The 19639-nt window shown below is 59.3% G+C and carries 19 protein-coding genes; 12 read left to right on the top strand and 7 right to left on the bottom strand.

What is annotated here, in order from left to right; all coding sequences use genetic code 11:
* The first annotated feature begins 35 nt into the window (after positions 1-35).
* From LOY52_RS14000 to LOY52_RS13980, 5 genes are all read left to right on the top strand, one after another.
* The gene (locus LOY52_RS14000) at positions 36-1127 is read left to right on the top strand and encodes a polyamine ABC transporter substrate-binding protein (RefSeq protein WP_258674423.1); all 1092 of its coding nucleotides are present in this window, start codon (positions 36-38) and stop codon (positions 1125-1127) included.
* Between the two features lie 16 nt (positions 1128-1143).
* A complete protein-coding gene (gene speB / locus LOY52_RS13995; RefSeq protein ID WP_258674421.1) occupies positions 1144-2103 on the top strand; it encodes an agmatinase in 960 nt (319 codons plus the stop codon).
* 126 nt (positions 2104-2229) lie between these two features.
* Positions 2230-3348 carry a cell division protein ZapE gene (gene zapE, locus LOY52_RS13990; RefSeq protein WP_258674419.1) on the top strand — a complete coding sequence of 373 codons (1119 nt, stop codon included), beginning with the start codon at positions 2230-2232 and terminating at the stop codon, positions 3346-3348.
* A gap of 17 nt (positions 3349-3365) precedes the next feature.
* Positions 3366-3947 (top strand): DinB family protein, encoded by a 582-nt coding sequence (locus tag LOY52_RS13985; protein ID WP_258674417.1) that lies wholly within the window; start codon positions 3366-3368, stop codon positions 3945-3947.
* 165 nt (positions 3948-4112) lie between these two features.
* Positions 4113-4610, top strand: a complete 498-nt coding sequence (locus tag LOY52_RS13980) for a GNAT family N-acetyltransferase (RefSeq protein WP_258674416.1) — start codon at positions 4113-4115, stop codon at positions 4608-4610.
* 83 nt (positions 4611-4693) lie between these two features.
* Here LOY52_RS13980 and LOY52_RS13975 read toward each other — a convergent pair whose 3' ends face one another.
* Both LOY52_RS13975 and LOY52_RS13970 read right to left on the bottom strand, forming a co-directional pair.
* Positions 4694-4903 (bottom strand): hypothetical protein, encoded by a 210-nt coding sequence (locus LOY52_RS13975; RefSeq protein WP_258674414.1) that lies wholly within the window; start codon positions 4901-4903, stop codon positions 4694-4696.
* 204 nt (positions 4904-5107) lie between these two features.
* Positions 5108-7354, bottom strand: coding sequence for a TonB-dependent siderophore receptor (locus LOY52_RS13970; RefSeq protein WP_258674413.1), 2247 nt, complete (start codon positions 7352-7354; stop codon positions 5108-5110).
* On the opposite strand from LOY52_RS13970, the gene LOY52_RS13965 reads away from it, so the two are divergent.
* A complete protein-coding gene (locus tag LOY52_RS13965) occupies positions 7341-7511 on the top strand; it encodes a hypothetical protein (RefSeq protein WP_258674411.1) in 171 nt (56 codons plus the stop codon). The genes LOY52_RS13970 and LOY52_RS13965 overlap by 14 nt on opposite strands.
* A 40-nt stretch (positions 7512-7551) precedes the next feature.
* Entirely contained in the window at positions 7552-8910 is a 1359-nt protein-coding gene (gene gorA, locus LOY52_RS13960) for a glutathione-disulfide reductase (RefSeq protein WP_258674410.1), read from the top strand.
* On the opposite strand, the gene LOY52_RS13955 is transcribed toward gorA, so the two are convergent.
* On the bottom strand, positions 8907-9923 hold the full coding sequence (locus tag LOY52_RS13955; RefSeq protein ID WP_258674409.1) for a DNA-binding protein: 1017 nt from the start codon (positions 9921-9923) through the stop codon (positions 8907-8909). The two genes, gorA and LOY52_RS13955, sit on opposite strands and share 4 nt — an antisense overlap.
* Before the next feature lie 177 nt (positions 9924-10100).
* Here LOY52_RS13955 and LOY52_RS13950 point away from each other — a divergent pair, with 177 nt between their 5' ends.
* From LOY52_RS13950 to ahpF, 3 genes are all read left to right on the top strand, one after another.
* On the top strand, positions 10101-11039 hold the full coding sequence (locus LOY52_RS13950; RefSeq protein ID WP_258674408.1) for a site-specific integrase: 939 nt from the start codon (positions 10101-10103) through the stop codon (positions 11037-11039).
* 136 nt (positions 11040-11175) lie between these two features.
* Positions 11176-11739, top strand: coding sequence for an alkyl hydroperoxide reductase subunit C (gene ahpC / locus LOY52_RS13945; protein WP_003224621.1), 564 nt, complete (start codon positions 11176-11178; stop codon positions 11737-11739).
* Between the two features lie 132 nt (positions 11740-11871).
* Entirely contained in the window at positions 11872-13434 is a 1563-nt protein-coding gene (gene ahpF, locus LOY52_RS13940) for an alkyl hydroperoxide reductase subunit F (RefSeq protein WP_258674407.1), read from the top strand.
* A 103-nt stretch (positions 13435-13537) separates the two neighbouring features.
* Here ahpF and gloA read toward each other — a convergent pair whose 3' ends face one another.
* Entirely contained in the window at positions 13538-14059 is a 522-nt protein-coding gene (gloA, locus tag LOY52_RS13935) for a lactoylglutathione lyase (RefSeq protein WP_007963339.1), read from the bottom strand.
* A 139-nt stretch (positions 14060-14198) separates the two neighbouring features.
* Between gloA and LOY52_RS13930 the strand changes: the two genes are divergently transcribed.
* Positions 14199-14717, top strand: coding sequence for a DUF4946 domain-containing protein (locus tag LOY52_RS13930; protein WP_258679870.1), 519 nt, complete (start codon positions 14199-14201; stop codon positions 14715-14717).
* Between the two features lie 218 nt (positions 14718-14935).
* Here LOY52_RS13930 and LOY52_RS13925 read toward each other — a convergent pair whose 3' ends face one another.
* Both LOY52_RS13925 and LOY52_RS13920 read right to left on the bottom strand, forming a co-directional pair.
* Positions 14936-15301, bottom strand: a complete 366-nt coding sequence (locus tag LOY52_RS13925) for a histone-like nucleoid-structuring protein, MvaT/MvaU family (RefSeq protein ID WP_202368084.1) — start codon at positions 15299-15301, stop codon at positions 14936-14938.
* A 234-nt stretch (positions 15302-15535) separates the two neighbouring features.
* Positions 15536-17071 carry an EAL domain-containing protein gene (locus LOY52_RS13920; protein ID WP_258674404.1) on the bottom strand — a complete coding sequence of 512 codons (1536 nt, stop codon included), beginning with the start codon at positions 17069-17071 and terminating at the stop codon, positions 15536-15538.
* Positions 17072-17531: 460 nt separating this feature from the next.
* On the opposite strand from LOY52_RS13920, the gene hppD reads away from it, so the two are divergent.
* Positions 17532-18608 carry a 4-hydroxyphenylpyruvate dioxygenase gene (gene hppD, locus LOY52_RS13915; RefSeq protein ID WP_258674402.1) on the top strand — a complete coding sequence of 359 codons (1077 nt, stop codon included), beginning with the start codon at positions 17532-17534 and terminating at the stop codon, positions 18606-18608.
* A 119-nt stretch (positions 18609-18727) separates the two neighbouring features.
* Here the strand turns inward: hppD and rarD are convergent, their stop codons facing one another.
* Positions 18728-19609 carry an EamA family transporter RarD gene (rarD, locus tag LOY52_RS13910; protein WP_258674401.1) on the bottom strand — a complete coding sequence of 294 codons (882 nt, stop codon included), beginning with the start codon at positions 19607-19609 and terminating at the stop codon, positions 18728-18730.
* Positions 19610-19639 lie beyond the last annotated feature (30 nt).

Here is a 19639-nt window from a genome sequence, read left to right as displayed (position 1 = left end):
ATCCTGCCACCACTTCCTCCGGTCAGGTGTTCGTCATGGCTCCCGTGTTCAAGCTGTGTTTTCCCGCGCTGTTGTTGTCCGTGGCCCTCAATGCCCAGGCCGAGGATAAAACCCTCAATCTCTACAGTTGGGCTGACTACGTGCCGGCGCAGACGCTGCAGCGTTTCGAGCAGGAGACCGGCATTCATGTGCGCTACGACACCTTCGATACGTCCGAGGTGCTGGAAACCAAACTGCTGACCGGTGGCAGCGGTTATGACGTGGTGGTGCCGTCGTCCAGCGTGCTGGCCCGAGGATTGGCTGCGGGCGCGCTGAAGGAAATCCCGCATGAAGGCCTCAAGGGCTACGCCAACCTTGATCCCGATCTGCTGGAAAAACTCGCCGCCGTCGATCCCGGCAATCGCTACGCCGTGCCTTATACCTGGGGCACACTCGGTTTGGGGCTGAACGTCGAGGCGGTGAAAAAGCGCTTGCCGGACGTGCCGCTGAACAGCCTCGATCTGCTGTTCAAACCCGAGTACGCCAGCAAGCTCAAGGACTGCGGGATTGCCGTGCTCGACTCGCCGCAGGAAGTTATTGGCCTGGCACTGCACTACCTCGGTAAAGATCCCTACAGCACCGAGAAGAATGATCTGGCCGCCGCCGAAGCCTTGTTGCAGAAGCTCCAGCCGTCAGTGCTATATGTCGCCACCGGCCGGCAGATCAACGATCTGGCCAATGGCAGCGTGTGCCTGGCGCTGACTTACAACGGCGACGTGAGCATGGCTGCCGATCAGGCGCACAAGGCCAACAAAGCCTACGAAGTCGCCTACCGGATTCCGCGCGAAGGCACGTTGATCTGGCAGGACAATCTGGCCATTCCCAAGGACGCGCCGAACCCGCAGGCGGCGCGCGCTTTCATCGAATTCATGCTGCGCCCCGAATCGGTGGCCGAGCTGACCAACACGCTGTTTTTTGCCACCGCCAATCGGGCCGCGACGCCGCTGGTGGATGAAGCGGTGCGCAACGACCCGGACATTTACCCGCCGGCCGAGATGCGCGAGCGCTTGTACGCCGACCGCAGTATGAGCCTCAAGGACATGCGCCAGCGCACGCGCCTGTGGACCACTTTCCGTAGCCATCAATAATAAAAGGAGCACACCGATGGACGTGCCGATGCTCAATGACCAAGCCATGACCCGCGACAGCCTGTACGGCACGAGTGCGGAAAGCACCTACGCCGGGATCACCAGTTTCATGCGTCGCCGCTACAGCCGTGATTTGCGCGGCGTCGACGTGGCGGTCAGCGGGGTGCCGTTCGACACCGCCACCAGCAACCGCCCGGGCGCACGCTTCGGGCCACGGGGGATTCGCGCCGCATCCACCGGGATCGCATGGGAACGGCACTGGCCGTGGACGTTCGATCCGTTCGATCATCTGGCGGTGATCGACTACGGCGATTGCGACTTCGATTACGGCTCGCCGCACACCATCCCGGAAAGCATCGAGGCCCACGCCGAGCGCATTCTTGATGGCGGCAGCGCGATGCTGACGTTTGGCGGCGACCATTTCATCACCTATCCGCTGCTCAAGGCTCATGCGCGCAAACACGGCGCACTGTCGCTGATCCACTTCGATGCGCACAGCGACACCTGGCCGGACGAGGGCGGCAAACGTGTCGATCACGGCACCATGTTCTGGCACGCGGCCAGGGAAGGGCTGGTAGATCCGGCGCGCTCGGTGCAGATCGGGTTGCGCACCACCAATGACGATCATCAGGGCTTTGCCGTGCTCGACGCCCGCCAAGTGCATCGGCGTGGCTGCGAGGCAATTGTCGAGGCGATTCGCGCGCGTGTCGGCGACCAACCGGTATACCTGACGTTTGACATCGACTGCCTCGACCCGGCCTTTGCACCGGGCACCGGCACTCCGGTGTGTGGCGGGTTGAGCACGCTGCAGGCGCTGGAAATCCTCGGCGGGTTGCGCGGGATCAATCTGGTCGGCATGGACGTGGTGGAAGTGGCGCCGGCCTATGACCATGCGGACGTGACGTCGCTGGCAGCGGCAACCCTGGCGATGGAAATGCTCTGCCTCTACGCCGCCCGACACAAAGTCGACCGCTGACACCCACAACCCCATGTAGGAGCTGCCGCAGGCTGCGATCTTTTGATCTTGATCTTGAAAAACAAAATCAAAAGATCGCAGCCTCGTTGCACTCGACAGCTCCTACAGGGATATATACTGCCGCGCATGACTTTCGACTCTCCTTTAAGCGCCTGGCAACACGCGATCGAGCACAAGGGTTTCATCCAGGATGAAGCCCAGGAGCATGCGGTCTGGGCCTTGCAAAAATGCCATGAAGCCTTGCACGCCGGTGCCCGTTCGGTCACCGGCGTGTACTTGTGGGGCCCGGTCGGGCGCGGCAAGACCTGGCTGATGGATCACTTCTATCAGAGCCTGCGGGTGCCGGCCCGACGTCAGCACTTTCATCATTTCATGGGCTGGGTGCACCAGCGCTCGTTCCAGTTGACCGGCATCGCCGACCCGCTGCGAGCGCTGGCCAAGGAGCTGGCGGCGGAAGTGCGGGTGCTGTGTTTCGACGAACTGTTTGTCAACGACATCGGCGACGCGATCATCCTCGGTCGGCTGTTTCAGGTGATGTTCGATGAAGGCGTGGTGGTGGTCTGCACCTCCAACCTGCCGCCGGATGAACTGTACGCCGATGGCTTCAACCGCGACCGGTTTGTCCCGGCGATTGCCGCGATCAAGGCGCACATGCAAGTGGTGGCGGTGAACGGCGCCGAGGATCATCGCCTGCATCCGGGCACGGGTCAGCAGCGTTATTTTGTCGTAGCGCCGGGGCAGGGCAGCGCACTGGAACCGGTGTTCCAGGCACTGAATGCCGGGCAGCCCGCCAGCGCAGAACCGGTTTCTGTCGGCCATCGCGTATTGAATGTGGTGCAGGCCAGCGAATCGGTGCTCTGGTGCCGCTACGCCGATCTCTGCGAGCAACCGTTTGCCGCCATGGACTTCATCGCACTGTGCGACCGCTATCGGTCTATTCTGTTGAGCGACGTGCCGAACCTCAGCGCGCAGAAACGCGAAGGGCGCATCGCTCGCGGCACCGAGGACGGCTCGGCGCAGGTGGTGGCCGGTGACCGTGAGTTGCCGCAATTGTCGGTACACGACGACGGCGTGCGTCGCTTCATTGCCTTGGTCGACGAGTGTTACGACCGTAAAGTCCCGCTGTACATCGAGGCCCAGGTACCGATGGAGGCGCTGTACACCGAGGGTTATCTGGAATTTCCGTTCCGGCGCACTCTCAGCCGTTTGCAGGAGATGCAGTTGCAGCGTTTTGCCGAATCCTGAGCGCAGAGGGCACGAGCATGAGCCAACCGTTGTCGCATCATTTACTGACCATGGCCTACCAGAACGCGTGGGCCAATCACCGCCTCGGCAAGGCCTGGCGCCAACTCGACGCGGACGCGCTGGCAGCGCCGCGAGAGAGCTTCTTTCCGAGTATTCGCCTCACCCTCAATCACATCCTCACCTGCGACTGGTTCTACGTCGACGCGCTGGAGCGTGAGTTGCGCGGTGACGAGCCGCATCCCGACTGCTACGAGTTTTTCACCCACGACGAGCCCTTTACCGAGGCCGCAGCATTGCGTGAGGAACAGGTGCACGTGGACCGACGTTTGATCGCTTATTGCGAACAACTGCGCGATGCCGATCTGGGGCGAATCGTCACCATCGCCCGGGAAACGCCGCAGCATGACAGTCGCCTGCGCATGCTTTCGCACCTGTTCGAGCACCAGATCCATCATCGGGGGCAGGTGCATGCGATGCTCAGCGCGACCTCGGTGAAACTGCCGCAACTGGATGAGTTCTTCTGCGCCGGCGAGAGTGGGTTGCGTGCTCAGGATTTTGCCGAGCTGGGCTGGACGGAAGAGCTGATCTGGGGGCGCTGACGCTGGAAAAATCAAAAGATCGCAGCCTGCGGCAGCTCCTACGGTGATTTGTTATCGGACCAATATTTGAGTTTCTCGGGTTGTGGCCCGCAACATCCTCGCGTTAAGGTCGAGCAGCCTTTCAGGTGCGCACCTTGCACGCCGGGGCCATGATCGGGGATGGAAATGGATTCCGCAGAAATTCTTGTGCTGCAAGCCAGTTACACCAATCCACTGCACGCCGAGGCCATCGGCATCGTGCTCAATCATTACGCAGAAGACCCCATGGGCGGCGGCCATTCGCTTGCCCCTGAACTGCTGCGCCGTCTGCCGGAAGAGCTGGCCCGCAGGCCTCACGCGTTCAGCGTGTTGGCGTTCGTCGGTGGCGAGCCGGCAGGCCTGGTGAACTGCTTTGAAGGTTTCTCGACGTTTGCCTGCAAGCCGTTGGTCAATGTGCATGACGTGGCGGTCGTGAGCAAATTTCGCGGCCTCGGCCTGAGTCAGAAAATGCTGCGCAAGGTCGAGGAGATTTCCCGCCAGCGCGGCTGCTGCAAGATCACTCTGGAAGTACTCGAAGGCAACGAGGTGGCACAGAATTCCTACCGCAAGTTCGGCTTCGCCCCCGGCATGTTCGACCCGGAGCATGGCCGCATGCTGTTCTGGATCAAGGATCTGCAGGCATAAAAAAAGGCGCCCGGACAGGGCGCCCAACTGTCGTCTCCGAGGCCAGAGCGGAGCCATCGGAGGTCCATCGATTGCTCGGGGAATCAGTCGCGATAAGACTCGGTGACTTGCGCGGTCTGATCGTTCGGAACCTTCAGTTCCGCTGCTTTGCTATCGGTCGGCTGTTCGCTTGGCGCGTGGTGGACCGGGAAGTTGTCGTAGTAATGCCGCATGCGTTCGGCGCCGCCCTCGGCAAAGGCGCTGGCGGAACCGAGGGCGAGTAGCCCGGCAAGAATGGCGATGGTGGTTTTCATGGTGCCTCCTACTGAAAAACGTGGGAGCCGTTCGTCCATGAAGCAGATCTCGGGGCACAGTGTCGCGGCGGGGAATTAACTCGGGGTTAACAGCGGTGCCGAGGGGGAGGTGACGCATTGCGCGTCACCTCGAGAGTGGGGCCGCTTCGCGACCCATCGGGGATGAATCTCCTCACTACAGGAGTTTTGTTTGAACCGGTGCGCTCAGAGTTTCCAGTCCAGGCTCAAGGTCACCGTGCGCGGATCGCCCCAGTACACGCCGTTGTAGAAGCCGACGTTGTCGTAATACTTCTTGTCGAACAGGTTATCGACGTTCAGCGACGCCGATAGATGCCTGTCGAACTCATAGCGCGACATCAGCTTGACCACGGTGTAGGCCTCCTGGTTGATCCGTGCCGGTTCGGTGATGATCCGGCCGTTGGCGCCGCGCCCGACCGGGCGGTTGGCCGCGCCATAGACGTCGCTCTGCCAGTTCACCGCGCCACCCACGGTCAGTGCGTGCCAGTTGCCCGGCAGGCGATAGGCCGTGGACAGCCGCAGCATGTTCAGTGGTTGAGCGGAGTTGCTGCGCTGTTTTTCGCCGTCGACGGAGTGGGTATAGGTGTAGCCGGCGGTCATGTTCCAGCCGCTGAGAATCTCGCCAGACACTTCGGCCTCGAACCCGTTGACCTTGTTACCCTTGCCGCCGGATTTGAAAAACTCCTCGCCGCTCACCGGGTCCGGGTGCACCGAGTTGTCACGCTCGGCGACGTTGTCCTGCTTGCTCCAGAACACTGCCGTCGCCAGGTTCAGGCGTTCGTCGAGCAGGCTGCCTTTGAGCCCGACTTCGTAGTTGCTGCCGATCACCGGGTCGAGGTAATTGCGGTTGCTGTCGCGCTTACTCTGCGGTTTGAAAATGTCGGTGTAGCTGGCGTAAACCGTGTACTCCGGCGTCAGGTCGTAAAGCAGGCCGGCGTAGGGTGTCCAGACATCATTCTGGCGTTGATGCGTGGCATCGGTGCTGGTCAGTTTTTGCTGCGCGTCATAGTAGTAATCGGTGCTGGATTCATCCCAACTGCCATAGCGGCTGCCGAGTACCGCATGCAGCTCATCGGTCAGGCTCACACGGGTCGCGATGTAACCGGCCTTTTGCCGGGTGATGCCTCGCGCGCCCGGCAGGCTGGTGACGGTGTCGGCGAATTTTCCAATATCGCCCATGTATTTCCAGTCGCGGATCTTGCCGTAGTCGGCGGCTTGCGGGCCGTTGAAGGCGTAGGGCGAAGTCGAGCGGTTTTCCGCCTCGCCATAGCCGAACATCATCTCGTGTTCGCGACCGAACAGCTGGTACGGCCCCGACAGGTTGAAGTCGTACACGCTCATTTTCTGCGTGCCGAGCATGTGTCCCATGTAAGCCGTCATGCCGCTGCGGTCGGCTTCGGGAAAACCGGCACCGCCGTAATAGACCTTGCCGTCGGTATCACTTTCGCGGTGGGTGTAGGCAGCTTTCAACTTCCAGTCATCACCCAGTTGCTGGTCAAGGGTGACGAATGCGGTCTTGTCCTTCAGCGGCCAGGAACTCCAGGATGTCGCCATGTTCGTCGACCGGCCCAGGCCAGCCTTGCTGCCGTCGGCGTTCCAGTACGGCACGGTGCCCCAGGAGGTGCCCTGAACCTGCTTGTCCTGATAGTCGTAACCGACGGCAAGCACCGTGGAGTCGGTCAGATCAGCTTCGAGAATGCCGTAGCCGACCTCGCGCTGCAGCGCGTATTTGTCACGGAACGACTGGCTGTCGCGATAGGCCAGCACCGTGCGCCCGCGCAGCCGACCGTCGAAGGCCAGCGGGCCGCCGACATCGACATAGCTGTAGTAATTGTCATAGCTGCCGCCGCTGACCCCGGCCAGTGCCTGCCACTGGGCAGTCGGGCGCTTGCGCACCATGTTGATGGTGGCTGAAGGGTCACCCGCGCCGGTGGTCAGGCCGGTGGCGCCGCGTACCACTTCGATGCGGTCGTAGATGATGGTGTCCGAGTCTGACTTCATGCGCCCGAAGGTGTTGAGCATCCCGTCGATCTGGAAGTTGTTGATCGGATAGCCGCGCGCCGAATAGCTGACCCGATCCGAGTCGTTGTGTTGCACCACGATGCCGGTGGTCTGGCGCATGGCTTCGGACAATGTACCGAGCTTGAAATCATCCATCTGCTGGCGCGTGACCACGGACACCGATTGCGGGGTTTCCTTGATCGACAGGTTCAGCCGCGTGGCGGTGCTCATCGCGCCAGTGGTGTAGGACTCGGTGTTCTCGGTGTTGAGGCCGAGACCTTCAGCGCTGACGCTGGTGGCGTCCAGTTCCAGTGCCTGGACGGCGGATTGTGGCGCTGTTTCCGGGGCGGTTTCAGCCAGCAGATCGGGACTCAACGCCATGCTGAACAAGCCGACAGTCAGGGTCATGGAACGGGTAATGGGCGCGAACATCGCAGCCGACTCCTTGTCTTCGAGGGAAAAAATCCGTTGGTTCAGAGACGAGGTGCAGCCCGGCGATTTAGCAACAAACGAGAAATATTATTATTTGGAGCTGTTTCCCGAGATCGCCGATCCGCGCGAAAAGCTGCGCACAGCGCTTGCCCAATGAACGGCGGCGGGTATGCTGTTGGCCTGCCGAGGAGATAGCAATGGCCTACGATTTTGACCTTTATGTGATTGGCGCCGGTTCCGGCGGTGTACGTGCAGCGCGCTTTGCCGCCGGTTTCGGCGCGAAAGTGGCGGTGGCCGAGAGCCGTTATCTGGGCGGCACCTGCGTCAACGTCGGCTGCGTGCCGAAGAAACTGCTGGTGTACGGCGCGCATTTCGCCGAAGACTTCGAACAGTCGTCCGGTTTTGGCTGGAGTCTGGGTGAAGCGAATTTCGACTGGGCGACCCTGATCGCCAACAAGGATCGCGAGATCAATCGCCTCAACGGCATTTATCGCAACCTGCTGGTCAACAGCGGTGTGACCTTGCACGAAGCTCACGCGAAGATCGTCGGCCCGCACGAGGTCGAGGTCAACGGTGAGCGCTTCACCGCGAAAAACGTTCTGATTGCCACGGGTGGCTGGCCGCAGATTCCGGAGATTCCGGGGCACGAACACGCGATCAGTTCCAATCAGGCGTTCTTCCTCAAACAGCTGCCGAAGCGGGTGCTGGTGGTCGGTGGTGGTTACATCGCTGTCGAGTTCGCGGGGATTTTCCACGGCCTCGGCGCGAACACCACGCTGCTGTATCGCGGCGATCTGTTCCTGCGTGGTTTCGATGGCTCGGTGCGCAAGCATCTGCAGGAAGAGCTGACCAAGCGTGGCATGGATCTGCAATTCAACGCCGACATCGCGCGCATCGACAAACAGCCAGACGGCAGCCTGAAAGCGACTCTCAAGGATGGCCGCGTGCTGGAGGCCGATTGCGTGTTCTACGCCACGGGCCGGCGTCCGATGCTGGACAATCTGGGGCTGGAAAACACCGATGTGCAGCTCACTGACAAAGGTTTCATCAAGGTCGACGAGCAATACCAGACCAGCGAGCCGTCGATTCTGGCGCTGGGTGATGTGATCGGTCGGGTGCAATTGACGCCAGTGGCACTGGCCGAAGGCATGGCGGTGGCGAGGCGCTTGTTCAAGCCGGAGCAATATCGCCCGGTGGATTACAAGATGATCCCGACCGCCGTATTCAGTCTGCCGAACATCGGCACTGTCGGTCTGACCGAAGAAGAGGCGCGGGAAGCGGGGCATGAAGTGGTGATTTACGAGAGCCGCTTCCGCCCGATGAAGCTGACCCTGACCGAATGTCAGGAGAAAACCCTGATGAAACTGGTGGTCGACGGCAAGACCGACAAAGTCCTCGGTTGCCACATGGTCGGCCCGGACGCGGGGGAGATCGTCCAAGGCTTGGCGATTGCGCTGAAGGCTGGCGCGACCAAGCGTGACTTCGACGACACAATCGGGGTGCACCCGACGGCCGCCGAAGAGTTCGTCACCCTGCGTACGCCGGTCGGCGCTTAAGCGTCCTTCGCTTTGGCTGTGTCTGGCGCTGCCGCAACGGTAGCCGCCAGACGCAGGCTGTCTTCGAGGCTGGCCTGAGTCTTGGTCAACTCCTTCTCCAGTGACTGATTGAGCTGCCGCTGTTCGTCGGCATCCTGTTTCAGTGTCTGACTTTCCAGCAGGGCCACGCGCAGGCGTTCCTGGAGGAGGGTGCGTTCGTTGTCGACGCGAGTGGCTTGTTCCAGCAACTGATCCTGACGCTGGTTGCTGTGCTTGAGCTGATCCTGCAACAGGCTCAGCTCGCGCTGAGTTCCACGGTTTTCCGTGAGCAGGCGTTCGTTATCGCGATGCAACTGAGTGATCTCGTCCTGACGCACCAGCGCACTTTGTTGCGCCTGGCGCAATTCCATCTGCAACTGCTGCAGCTGTCCTTCGTGACGGGCTTGTTCCTGCTCGCGCTGCTCTTTGCTGGCGTTGCGGTAATGCTCAAGTGCATCGCGGGCGTGCAGGTGTTTTTCTTCCAGCGAGCGGATCTGCTCGTCCTTGTCCTGCAGGCGCAACTCGAAATCGGCCAGCGCCTGATTGAGTCCGGCGTTGCGGGTTTGCTCGGTCTGCAGCATTGAGCGGGTTTCTTTCAGCGCCTCGGATTCCTTGGCCAGCGCCGCGCCTTGAATGTCGTGCTGTTGTTCCAGTTGTTCGAGTGCCTGGCGTACCTGCTTGAGTTCCGCTTCCAGGGTTTTGCGCTGCTCTTCGAACTGCTCACGCGCGTGTTCGATCGGCTCTTGCGCCTGTTCTTTCAGGCGCTGGGCGAGGCGCGAGACCAGTGCGGTCAGTTCGTCATTGATCGGTTCTGCGGACGCTTCGACCGGTTGGCTGCCGTCATCCAGCTCTTTCAGATAGCGATGGATCGTGGTTTTCGAACCGGTGTTGCCCAGTTCGATGCGTACTGCATCGATGCTGGGGTGTTCGCCTCGGGCCAGAATCGCTGCACGCGCGATCTGCACTACTGCTTTGTTTACGCCACCACGGGCCATGTGAACTCCTACCATTACGTACTGTGGTACATGCCACCAAAGTACACAGTGTACCATGCTGAAAATAAAGTTAAATGTTTGATTAATTACAGGCGGGATATACTGGTATTACCCAATGTCAGACCCCTGAATCGGTTTTTTCATCCAGCAATCAGTACGCCTGCGAGAACACTGCCCATGAGCGAGATCGATCGCTATCTGCAAGCCGCCACCCGTGACAACACCCGCCGCAGCTATCGTTCGGCGATCGAACATTTCGAAGTGAAATGGGGTGGGTTCCTGCCAGCGACGTCCGATAGCGTTGCCCGTTATCTGGTCGAGCATGCCGGCGTGCTGTCGATCAACACGTTGAAACTGCGGCTGTCAGCGCTGGCGCAGTGGCACAACAGTCAGGGCTTTGCCGATCCGACCAAGGCCCCGGTGGTGCGCAAAGTGTTCAAAGGCATTCGCGCACTGCATCCGGCGCAGGAAAAGCAGGCCGAACCGTTGCAACTGCACGATCTGCAGCAAGTGGTCGACTGGCTGGAGCAGGAAGCCAGTAGCGCCAGGCAGAATCAGGATCGTCCGCAGTTGCTCAAGGCCTATCGCGATCGGGCGCTGATTCTGCTGGGCTTCTGGCGGGGCTTCCGCAGTGACGAGTTGTGTCGTCTGCAGATCGAGCATGTGCAAGCGCACTCCGGCAGCGGCATCACCCTGTACCTGCCGCGCAGCAAGGGCGACCGGGAGAACCTCGGGCAGACGTATCAGGCGCCGGCGCTGCTCAAGCTGTGCCCGGTGCAGGCTTATATCGACTGGATCACCGAGGCGGCGCTGGTACGCGGTCCGGTGTTTCGCGGCGTTGACCGCTGGGGCCATCTGAGCGATGAGGGCTTGCACGCCAACAGCATCATTCCGCTCCTGCGTCAGGCCCTGGAGCGCGCCGGCATCCCGGCCGAGCGTTACACCAGCCATTCCCTGCGCCGCGGCTTCGCCACCTGGGCGCATCAAAGCGGCTGGGATCTGAAATCACTGATGAGTTACGTCGGCTGGAAGGATATGAAGTCAGCCATGCGCTATGTTGAAGCCAGCCCCTTTCACGGGATGGCTCGGATTACGGATAAGCCGGCTTCGTCGTAGATATGGTTTTCTTCTATTAATACAGTCTGCTAATAGCGAAAACAAATCAGCAGCATCAGGTTTGCCAATGAGCCATCCGTCGAGTGAGTGGGTAGGATTCACCCATCGAATTCACAACCCTGACGGAGAGTCATCAATGCCTATCATCAACAGCCAAGTAAAACCGTTCAAAGCTACCGCGTTCAAAAACGGCGACTTCGTACAAGTCTCGGACGCTGACCTGAAAGGCAAATGGTCCGTAGTGTTCTTCTACCCAGCCGACTTCACCTTCGTGTGCCCAACCGAGCTGGAAGACCTGGCCGACAACTACGCTGCGTTCCAGAAACTGGGCGTGGAAATCTACAGCGTTTCGACCGACACCCACTTTGCTCACGCTGCCTGGCACAACACTTCGCCAGCGATCGGCAAAATCGAATACACCATGATCGGCGACCCGACCCACGTCATCTCCCGCAACTTCGACGTACTGATCGAAGAAGCTGGTCTGGCTGACCGTGGCACCTTCGTGATCAACCCTGAAGGCCAGATCAAAATCGTTGAGCTGAACGATGGCGGCGTTGGCCGTGACGCTTCCGAGCTGCTGCGCAAGATCAAGGCTGCTCAGTACGTCGCTGCTCACCCAGGCGAAGTTTGCCCGGCCAAGTGGAAAGAAGGCGAGGCCACTCTGGCTCCGTCCCTGGACCTGGTCGGCAAGATCTGAGTCTGTGAGACACGCAACACAGGGCGGGACTCCGCACCTACTTCAGTAAGCTGCACCGCCCATTGAAAAAGCCCGGGCGAGATTCGCTCGGGCTTTTTTTCGCCTCGAATAAAGACACAGGAGATCGCCCGTATGTTGGACGCCAATCTTAAAGCCCAGTTGAAATCGTACCTGGAACGGGTCACCCAGCCGATCGAGATCGTTGCTTCCCTCGACGACGGTGCGAAATCCCGGGAAATGCTTGACCTGCTCAAAGACGTTGCCAGTCTTTCGAGCCAGATTACTTTGATCGACAGCGGCACCGATGCGCGTAAACCGTCGTTCTCGATCAACCGCCCGGGTGCGGACATCAGCCTGCGTTTCGCCGGCATCCCGATGGGCCATGAATTCACATCGCTGGTGCTGGCCCTGTTGCAAGTCGGCGGCCACCCATCGAAAGCCAGTGCCGAAGTGATCGAGCAGATCCGTTCGCTCAAGGGCGAGTTCAGCTTCGAAACCTACTTCTCGCTGTCGTGCCAGAACTGCCCGGACGTGGTCCAGGCGCTGAACCTGATGGCCGTGCTGAACCCGAACATCCGTCACGTCGCCATCGACGGCGCGTTGTTCCAGGACGAAGTCAACGATCGCAAGATCATGGCCGTGCCGAGCATCTACCTCAACGGTGAGAACTTTGGCCAGGGCCGCATGGGCCTGGAAGAAATTCTCGCCAAACTCGACACCGGCGCCATCGAGCGTCAGGCCGAGAAAATCAGCGCCAAACAAGCCTTTGATGTGCTCGTAGTTGGCGGTGGCCCGGCCGGTGCGTCGGCTGCTATCTATGCCGCCCGTAAAGGCATCCGCACCGGTGTTGCGGCTGAGCGCTTCGGCGGTCAGGTGCTCGACACCATGGCCATCGAGAACTTCATTTCCGTGCAGGAAACCGAAGGGCCGAAACTGGCCACGGCGCTGGAAGAACACGTCAAGCAGTACGACGTCGACATCATGAACCTGCAACGCGCCGACAAGCTGATCCCCGGCAAGAACGGCGAGCTGCACGAAGTCCACTTTGCCAGTGGTGCGACCCTGAAAGCCAAGAGCGTGATCCTGGCGACCGGCGCACGCTGGCGTGAAATGAACGTGCCGGGCGAGCAGGAATACCGCAACAAGGGTGTGGCGTACTGCCCGCACTGCGACGGGCCGCTGTTCAAAGGCAAGCGTGTGGCGGTGATCGGCGGCGGTAACTCCGGCGTTGAAGCGGCCATCGACCTGGCCGGTATCGTGTCCCACGTAACCTTGCTTGAGTTCGACGTGCAACTGCGTGCCGACGCGGTACTGCAACGCAAACTGCACAGTCTGCCGAACGTCACCGTGATCACCAGTGCGCAAACCACTGAAGTCACTGGCAATGGCGAGAAGGTCAACGGCCTGCGTTACAAGGATCGCAATACTGACGAACTGCGCAGCGTCGAGCTGGAAGGGATCTTCGTACAGATCGGTCTGCTGCCGAACACCGACTGGCTCAAAGGCACCATCGAGCTGTCGCCGCGTGGTGAAATCATCGTCGACAACCGTGGCGAGACGTCGATCCCGGGGATCTTCGCGGCCGGTGACGTGACCACCGTGCCTTACAAGCAGATCGTGATTGCGGTGGGCGAGGGCGCCAAGGCTTCCCTCAGCGCGTTCGATCACTTGATCCGTACTTCGGCGCCGGCGTAAACGTCAGCCGCTGAAACGAAAAAACCCATGAGCGATCATGGGTTTTTTTATGGGTGAAGCAAAAGATCGCAGCCTGCGGCAGCTCCTACAGGGATTGTGTTTTTTACAGCGGCGCAGGCTGAATGATTTCAACCCAGTAGCCATCCGGGTCCTTGATGAACGCCAGGCTTTTCATGCGGCCGTCAGTCAGGCGCTTCTGGAAGTCACAGCCCAGCTCTTCAAAACGTGCACACGCGGCAACGATGTCCGGCACCGAGATGCAGATGTGGCCGAAACCGCGCGGGTCGGTGTTGCCGTTGTGATAGGCAAAATCGGCGTCGTTTTCGGTGCCATGGTTGTGGGTCAGTTCGAGGATGCCGGGAATCGACTTCATCCACTCGGTGCGGGCAGCGGCGTCGGCCGGGATCTGCGCCTTGTCGACCAGCGCGAGGAAGTACAGGCTGAATTCGGCTTCCGGGAAATCACGCTTTTCAACCAGCGAGAAGCCCAGTACGCGAGTGTAGAAATCCAGCGACTTGGTGATGTCCTTTACACGCAGCATGGTGTGATTGAAGACGAAGTTGCGGGTTGCGCTGTCTGGAGTGGCGGTGACGCCGGGGAAAGTGTTCAGTTCGTGCAGGCTCATAGGCCCTCCGTAACAATGGGGCGAGTGAATGGGCGCAATGATACGCATGCGGGGCAGCATCGCCAAACCGAATGCGCGGCTTGCTCTGTGGGCGGCCGGGCGTCAGACTTTGCAGCTCAATCTGCGAGTGCCTCTGGTAATGATCCGACCGTTCAAAGCCCTGTTCGTTTGTCTTTTCTCATCGCTGCTTGCCGTGCCGGCGCTGGCGGATCAGCCGAGCATCACCTGGCCCGCAGGCTGGCAAGTCGAAGCGCTGCCCGATCAAACCCCTCAGGTTTCACGCCAGCGCGCGGTAAAAAACGACACTGACGGCAATCAGGTGATGGTGATGGAGTTGACCATGAGCCAGGTCGAAGCGGGTCATCAGGTCAACGTGCAGGGCGTTTTGCTGGAGATGCGCAAGTCGATTCAGAAAGACTTTTTCCAGGGCGGCTATCAAAGTGTTTGCAACAAGGTGCACCCGACGACGCTCGGCTCTCTGGATGCGCTGGAAACCACCTGCACGATCACGGAAAACGGTCGACATGTGTTGTCGCAAACATTGGTTGCTGCGGCCACGGCGGATAAGGCCTATGTACTTTCTTACGCGGGTCAGGCCGAGGTTTATAAAGCGAGCGCCGAGGAAATAGTCGCGGTGAGAAACAGCTTGAAACTTTAAGCGTCTGTTTGCACCGCGACGGGTTTAGATACCCGAAGGAATTAAGCACAAAGTTTAGCGGTCGTTGCGGTTGCAACATCCCGGAGCAAAATGTTTAGCCTCACGGCTTGTGGGTGTTAAAGCAGATTGATAACTAGCGTGGCGGAAATCGTTGCTTTTGTTAGATATTGTCGAAAAAAAAGCCCTGCATACAGCAGGGCTTGTTTTTTGGTGCAAGATTAACCGCGCAACCAGGAGTCAACGGTGGCTGCACCGTACTTTTCCTTCCAGGCTTTCAGGCCACGGTGGTTACCGCCTTTGGTTTCGATCAGTTCACCAGTGTGCGGGTTGTGGTAAACCTTGACCACGCGAGCGCGGCGGGTTTTTGGTGCTGCGGATACTTGCAAGCCGGACTTGGACGGGTTCGGATCGAGGATGGCGATGATGTCTTTCAGGCCTTTGCCGTAGGTTTTCATCAGCCCCTGGAGCTTTTCTTCGAATTCGATTTCTTTCTTGAGCCCGGCATCGTTCTTCAGCGATTCCAACTGCTTGAGCTGTTCCTGAAGGGCCTTTTCAGCTGCACGAAATTCAGCGAGTCTGGACAATATCTTTACTCCAATAGTGTGTTTGGCTGATACCAACCGCAAACAAAGCTATAAGCCAAGAGCCTTGAAGCGACTCGGTGATAATGGCTCACCTGCCAATCTTGCACAGGCTGAAAAAATTGTAGTAGTTAATGCGCCAAGAGTAAATCCTGTTCTTGTCGTCATGTAACAACAGTGGTGTTTTGTATCAAATTGGTGCGTCGGGTCGCAGCGCCGGGCTTAATTTATTTTTAGTTAATGGTGACTTAATGCATCGATGAAGTCGGCGCCGGGCATGGGTTTCCCGTACAGATAGCCCTGCAGGAAGTTGACGTGGTGCGCGGTCAGATAATCGGCCTGAGCCTGAGTTTCTACACCTTCGGCAACAATACCCAGATCGAGCTTGGCCGACAGTTCGATAATCGTGTCCAGAATATGCCGGGATAGCGCATCGATGCCGATCATGGCGACAAAACTCTGGTCGATCTTGAGAAAATCGACGTTGAATTTTCGCAGGTAACCCAGGCTGGAATGCCCGGTACCGAAGTCATCGATGGCAATCATCACCCCGAGCGTGTGCAACTGCTCGAACAACTGGTGCGTGATGTCCGTCGGCTCGATCAACTCACGCTCGGTCAACTCCAGTACCAGGTTGACGCTGGCGGGCGCAAATGCTGCGAGAAACTTGCGGCAATCTTCGACCAGTTGCAGATCCTGACAATGACTGGCGGTAATGTTGACGCCGATGTGGAAGGGTTCTTCGAAGCCCGCAGACAGCGGGCCGAGCAGGGCGGCTGTCTGCTGCATCAGCGAACGAGTCATGGGCACGATCAGGCCCGAATGCTCGGCAAACGGGATGAACATGTCGGGACGCACCAGCCCCTCCTTGGGGTGCTTCCAGCGCATCAGCACTTCAGCGCCGGACCATTTTTTACTGTCGCCATGCACCACTGGCTGGAAGTAGGGGATGAACTCGCCGGCCTCCAGTGCACGCAGCATTTCATGGCTCGGCGAGGTTGAGCGCCGCTGCAGGACATGAGCGATAGCGCCAGAGATCACCCCGAAAAACATCAGCAGACTGAACAGCGGCGGGTATTGACTGGCCATATAACGCCAGGTTTCGCCGTGCGGGAAACCTGCAGCGACGCTGAAGGCATAACGCGAAGACACCAGCATGCTTTGGGCCACCGGCAACGGCGGCAGGGCGCCCTGATGCACTTTGCCATCGGCGGACAGCCAATTGTCGCCGACCTGCAGCAACAGCAGCGTCTGCCGGCCGATCAGGCGCAGGATGTTGCTCAGGTGATAACCATCGAGCGTGGTCAGCGCGCCGCCCCGACCTTCGCTGAGCCGATACACCAGCAGCGCGGTGTTGGGCGTTACGGGGTTGCCGTTCATCAACCACAGTTTGCCCTGCGCATAGTCGCCCGGGTTCACGGCTTCCTTGAACTCCCCGAACAGCGAGCTGCAATAGAGGTTGTTGTCCCACACCAGATTGGTCGAACGCACGAAGGGTCGGCGAGTCACTTGTTCACGCAGCGCCAGTTTCACGCTGTCGCAGGGTTGGCCGGCGAGTGGCAGCAGTTCACTGGCGGCCTGGGCGGTGTTGTCGAGCATCAGTTCGAATTGGCGCAACGCCTCTTCGGCGGTATTTTGCGTGCTCTGTTGCAAGGTGCGTTCGGCTTGCAGATACAGAATCCCTGTGCCCAAAAGCACCGGCAGCAGGCCGCAAAGCAGGGTCACAATCATCCGCACGCTACGTTTGCGGCGGGGTTTGACAGTCAAGGGCATGGACGCATCCTGTTGCGATGGATTGAAACGCTCGAATGCAGGCTGGCAACGGCGCGCCTGTGAAAAACAGCGGAGTCAAAACGCATGATAGATGGCCGTTGCCGCTTGTGCCGCTTACAGGCGATTGATCTGCGGGGCGAGTGCGATGCAGGTTCAGCTTGTTTACGTGTACAGCAAAACCCCTTGCACCGATGCGAAAAAGGCGGATTTTATAGAGAGGGCAGACAACCCTATTTACGCTGTGTAGAATCCGGTTACGCATACAATAATAATCGTCTTCTGGCAGCAGAAGCCTCGCCCGCAAGAGCCTTGGGTCGACAATGAAGATATTCGGGTTTCAACTGATCTACGGTGACTTCCTCGCCCGCAGTGTGCGAGGCATCTCCTGCGCACCTCCCGCCGGTCTCAGCATTACTGACAAATAACTCTGGTTAATTGATAAGAATGATGAGGCGTCACCATGACCGATTTATACGAAAACCCAATGGGCCTGATGGGCTTTGAGTTCATCGAGTTCGCATCGCCGACTCCTGGCACGCTGGAGCCGATCTTCGAGATCATGGGCTTCACCAAAGTCGCGACCCATCGCTCCAAGAACGTGCACCTGTACCGTCAGGGCGCGATCAACCTGATCCTCAACAACGAACCGCACAGTGTGGCCTCGTATTTCGCGGCCGAGCACGGCCCGTCGGTGTGCGGCATGGCGTTCCGCGTCAAGGATTCGCAAAAGGCCTACAGCCGCGCACTGGAACTCGGTGCTCAGCCGATCCACATCGAAACCGGTCCGATGGAGCTGAACCTGCCAGCGATCAAGGGCATCGGCGGCGCGCCACTGTACCTGATCGACCGTTTTGGCGAAGGCAGCTCGATCTATGACATCGACTTTGTGTTCCTTGAAGGCGTTGATCGCAACCCGGTCGGTGCCGGTCTGAAGATCATCGACCACCTGACCCACAACGTGTACCGCGGCCGCATGGCCTACTGGGCCAACTTCTACGAGAAACTGTTCAACTTCCGCGAGATCCGCTACTTCGACATCAAGGGCGAATACACCGGCCTGACCTCGAAAGCGATGACCGCTCCGGACGGCATGATCCGCATCCCGCTGAACGAAGAGTCGTCCAAGGGCGCGGGGCAGATCGAAGAGTTCCTGATGCAGTTCAACGGCGAGGGCATCCAGCACGTGGCGTTCCTCACCGACGACCTGATCAAGACCTGGGATCAGTTGAAGAAGATCGGCATGCGCTTCATGACCGCGCCGCCGGACACCTACTACGAAATGCTCGAAGGCCGTCTGCCGAATCACGGTGAGCCGGTTGATCAACTGCAATCGCGCGGCATCCTGCTCGACGGCTCGTCGAACCCGGACGACAAGCGACTGCTGCTGCAGATCTTCTCTGAAACCCTGATGGGCCCGGTATTCTTCGAATTCATCCAGCGTAAAGGCGATGATGGTTTCGGCGAGGGCAACTTCAAGGCACTGTTCGAATCGATCGAGCGTGACCAGGTGCGTCGTGGTGTGCTCGCTACCGAGTAAGCCATGAAAAAGCCTGGCGTATGCCAGGCTTTTTCAAGATCAAAAGATCGCAGCCTGCGGCAGCTCCTACATTGGAATGCATTCCCTGTAGGAGCTGCCGGAGGCTGCGATCTTTTGCTTTAAGAGCGGCGTTGCCGCATCAAGTGCTTGAAACCTTCAAACACCAGCACCACCACCGCCAGCCAGATCGGAATGTACGTCAGCCACTCACCCGCCTTTATGCTTTCACCGAGCAACAGTGCCACGCCGAGCAGCAACACCGGCTCGACGTAACTGAGCAGGCCAAACAGGCTGAACGGCAGCAAGCGGCTGGCAATGATGTACACCACCAGCGCCGAAGCACTGATCAGCCCGAGCAGCGGAATCAGCCAGAGCAGGCCCGGATACTGATCGAACACGGCAAAGCCTTGCTCACCGCCGCGCACGAACCAGTACGCCACCGGCAGCATCAAGGTCATGTCGACCCACAGCCCGCCCAGGTTGTCGGTCTTCAGGCGTTTGCGCAGGACGAAATACAGCGGGTAACCGACCACGACCACCAGGGTCGCCCAGGAAAATCCGCCGACCCGATACAGCTCGTTGGCCACGCCGAGAATGGCAAAGAACACCGCGATTTTCTGCAGGTACGACAGGCTGTCGCCGTACACGATGCGCCCGGTCAGTACCATCGCCAGCGGAAGCAGGAAATAGCCCAGCGACACGTCAAGGCTGTAACCGTTGAGCGGCGCCCACATGAACAGCCACAACTGCACGCCGAGCAACGCCGCCGACACGATCAGGCCGCCGATCAGCTTTGGATAGCCGGCCACGCGGCGCACCAACTCCAGCACCCGCCGCCATTCACCCGACACCAGCATGAACACGGTCATGCACGGCACGGTCAGCAGCATCCGCCAGCCAAAGATTTCCACGCCGCTCAACGGGGTGAGCAGCGAGGTGTAGTAATACATGACGGCAAACAGCACCGAGGCTGAAACCGATAAAGCGATACCTTTAGACAAACTGTCCTCGCGGATGGGTGATCAAACAGG

It is taken from the genome of Pseudomonas sp. B21-051, from assembly GCF_024748795.1.
Lineage (GTDB): Bacteria > Pseudomonadota > Gammaproteobacteria > Pseudomonadales > Pseudomonadaceae > Aquipseudomonas > Aquipseudomonas putida_A.
Note: the sequence above shows the minus strand (reverse complement) of the source record. Positions and strands in the feature narration are given on the sequence as shown.

Excerpts from the sequence above, each read along its gene's own strand:
- LOY52_RS14000 (WP_258674423.1), top strand. The coding sequence starts at position 36 with ATGGCTCCCGTGTTCAAGCTGTGTTTTCCCGCGCTGTTGTTGTCCGTG.
- speB (WP_258674421.1), top strand. The coding sequence starts at position 1,144 with ATGGACGTGCCGATGCTCAATGACCAAGCCATGACCCGCGACAGCCTG.
- zapE (WP_258674419.1), top strand. The coding sequence starts at position 2,230 with ATGACTTTCGACTCTCCTTTAAGCGCCTGGCAACACGCGATCGAGCAC.
- LOY52_RS13985 (WP_258674417.1), top strand. The coding sequence starts at position 3,366 with ATGAGCCAACCGTTGTCGCATCATTTACTGACCATGGCCTACCAGAAC.
- LOY52_RS13980 (WP_258674416.1), top strand. The coding sequence starts at position 4,113 with ATGGATTCCGCAGAAATTCTTGTGCTGCAAGCCAGTTACACCAATCCA.
- LOY52_RS13975 (WP_258674414.1), bottom strand. The coding sequence starts at position 4,903 with ATGAAAACCACCATCGCCATTCTTGCCGGGCTACTCGCCCTCGGTTCC.
- LOY52_RS13965 (WP_258674411.1), top strand. The coding sequence starts at position 7,341 with ATGGGCGCGAACATCGCAGCCGACTCCTTGTCTTCGAGGGAAAAAATC.
- LOY52_RS13970 (WP_258674413.1), bottom strand. The coding sequence starts at position 7,354 with ATGTTCGCGCCCATTACCCGTTCCATGACCCTGACTGTCGGCTTGTTC.
- gorA (WP_258674410.1), top strand. The coding sequence starts at position 7,552 with ATGGCCTACGATTTTGACCTTTATGTGATTGGCGCCGGTTCCGGCGGT.
- LOY52_RS13955 (WP_258674409.1), bottom strand. The coding sequence starts at position 9,923 with ATGGCCCGTGGTGGCGTAAACAAAGCAGTAGTGCAGATCGCGCGTGCA.
- LOY52_RS13950 (WP_258674408.1), top strand. The coding sequence starts at position 10,101 with ATGAGCGAGATCGATCGCTATCTGCAAGCCGCCACCCGTGACAACACC.
- ahpC (WP_003224621.1), top strand. The coding sequence starts at position 11,176 with ATGCCTATCATCAACAGCCAAGTAAAACCGTTCAAAGCTACCGCGTTC.
- ahpF (WP_258674407.1), top strand. The coding sequence starts at position 11,872 with ATGTTGGACGCCAATCTTAAAGCCCAGTTGAAATCGTACCTGGAACGG.
- gloA (WP_007963339.1), bottom strand. The coding sequence starts at position 14,059 with ATGAGCCTGCACGAACTGAACACTTTCCCCGGCGTCACCGCCACTCCA.
- LOY52_RS13930 (WP_258679870.1), top strand. The coding sequence starts at position 14,199 with ATGATCCGACCGTTCAAAGCCCTGTTCGTTTGTCTTTTCTCATCGCTG.
- LOY52_RS13920 (WP_258674404.1), bottom strand. The coding sequence starts at position 17,071 with ATGCCCTTGACTGTCAAACCCCGCCGCAAACGTAGCGTGCGGATGATT.
- hppD (WP_258674402.1), top strand. The coding sequence starts at position 17,532 with ATGACCGATTTATACGAAAACCCAATGGGCCTGATGGGCTTTGAGTTC.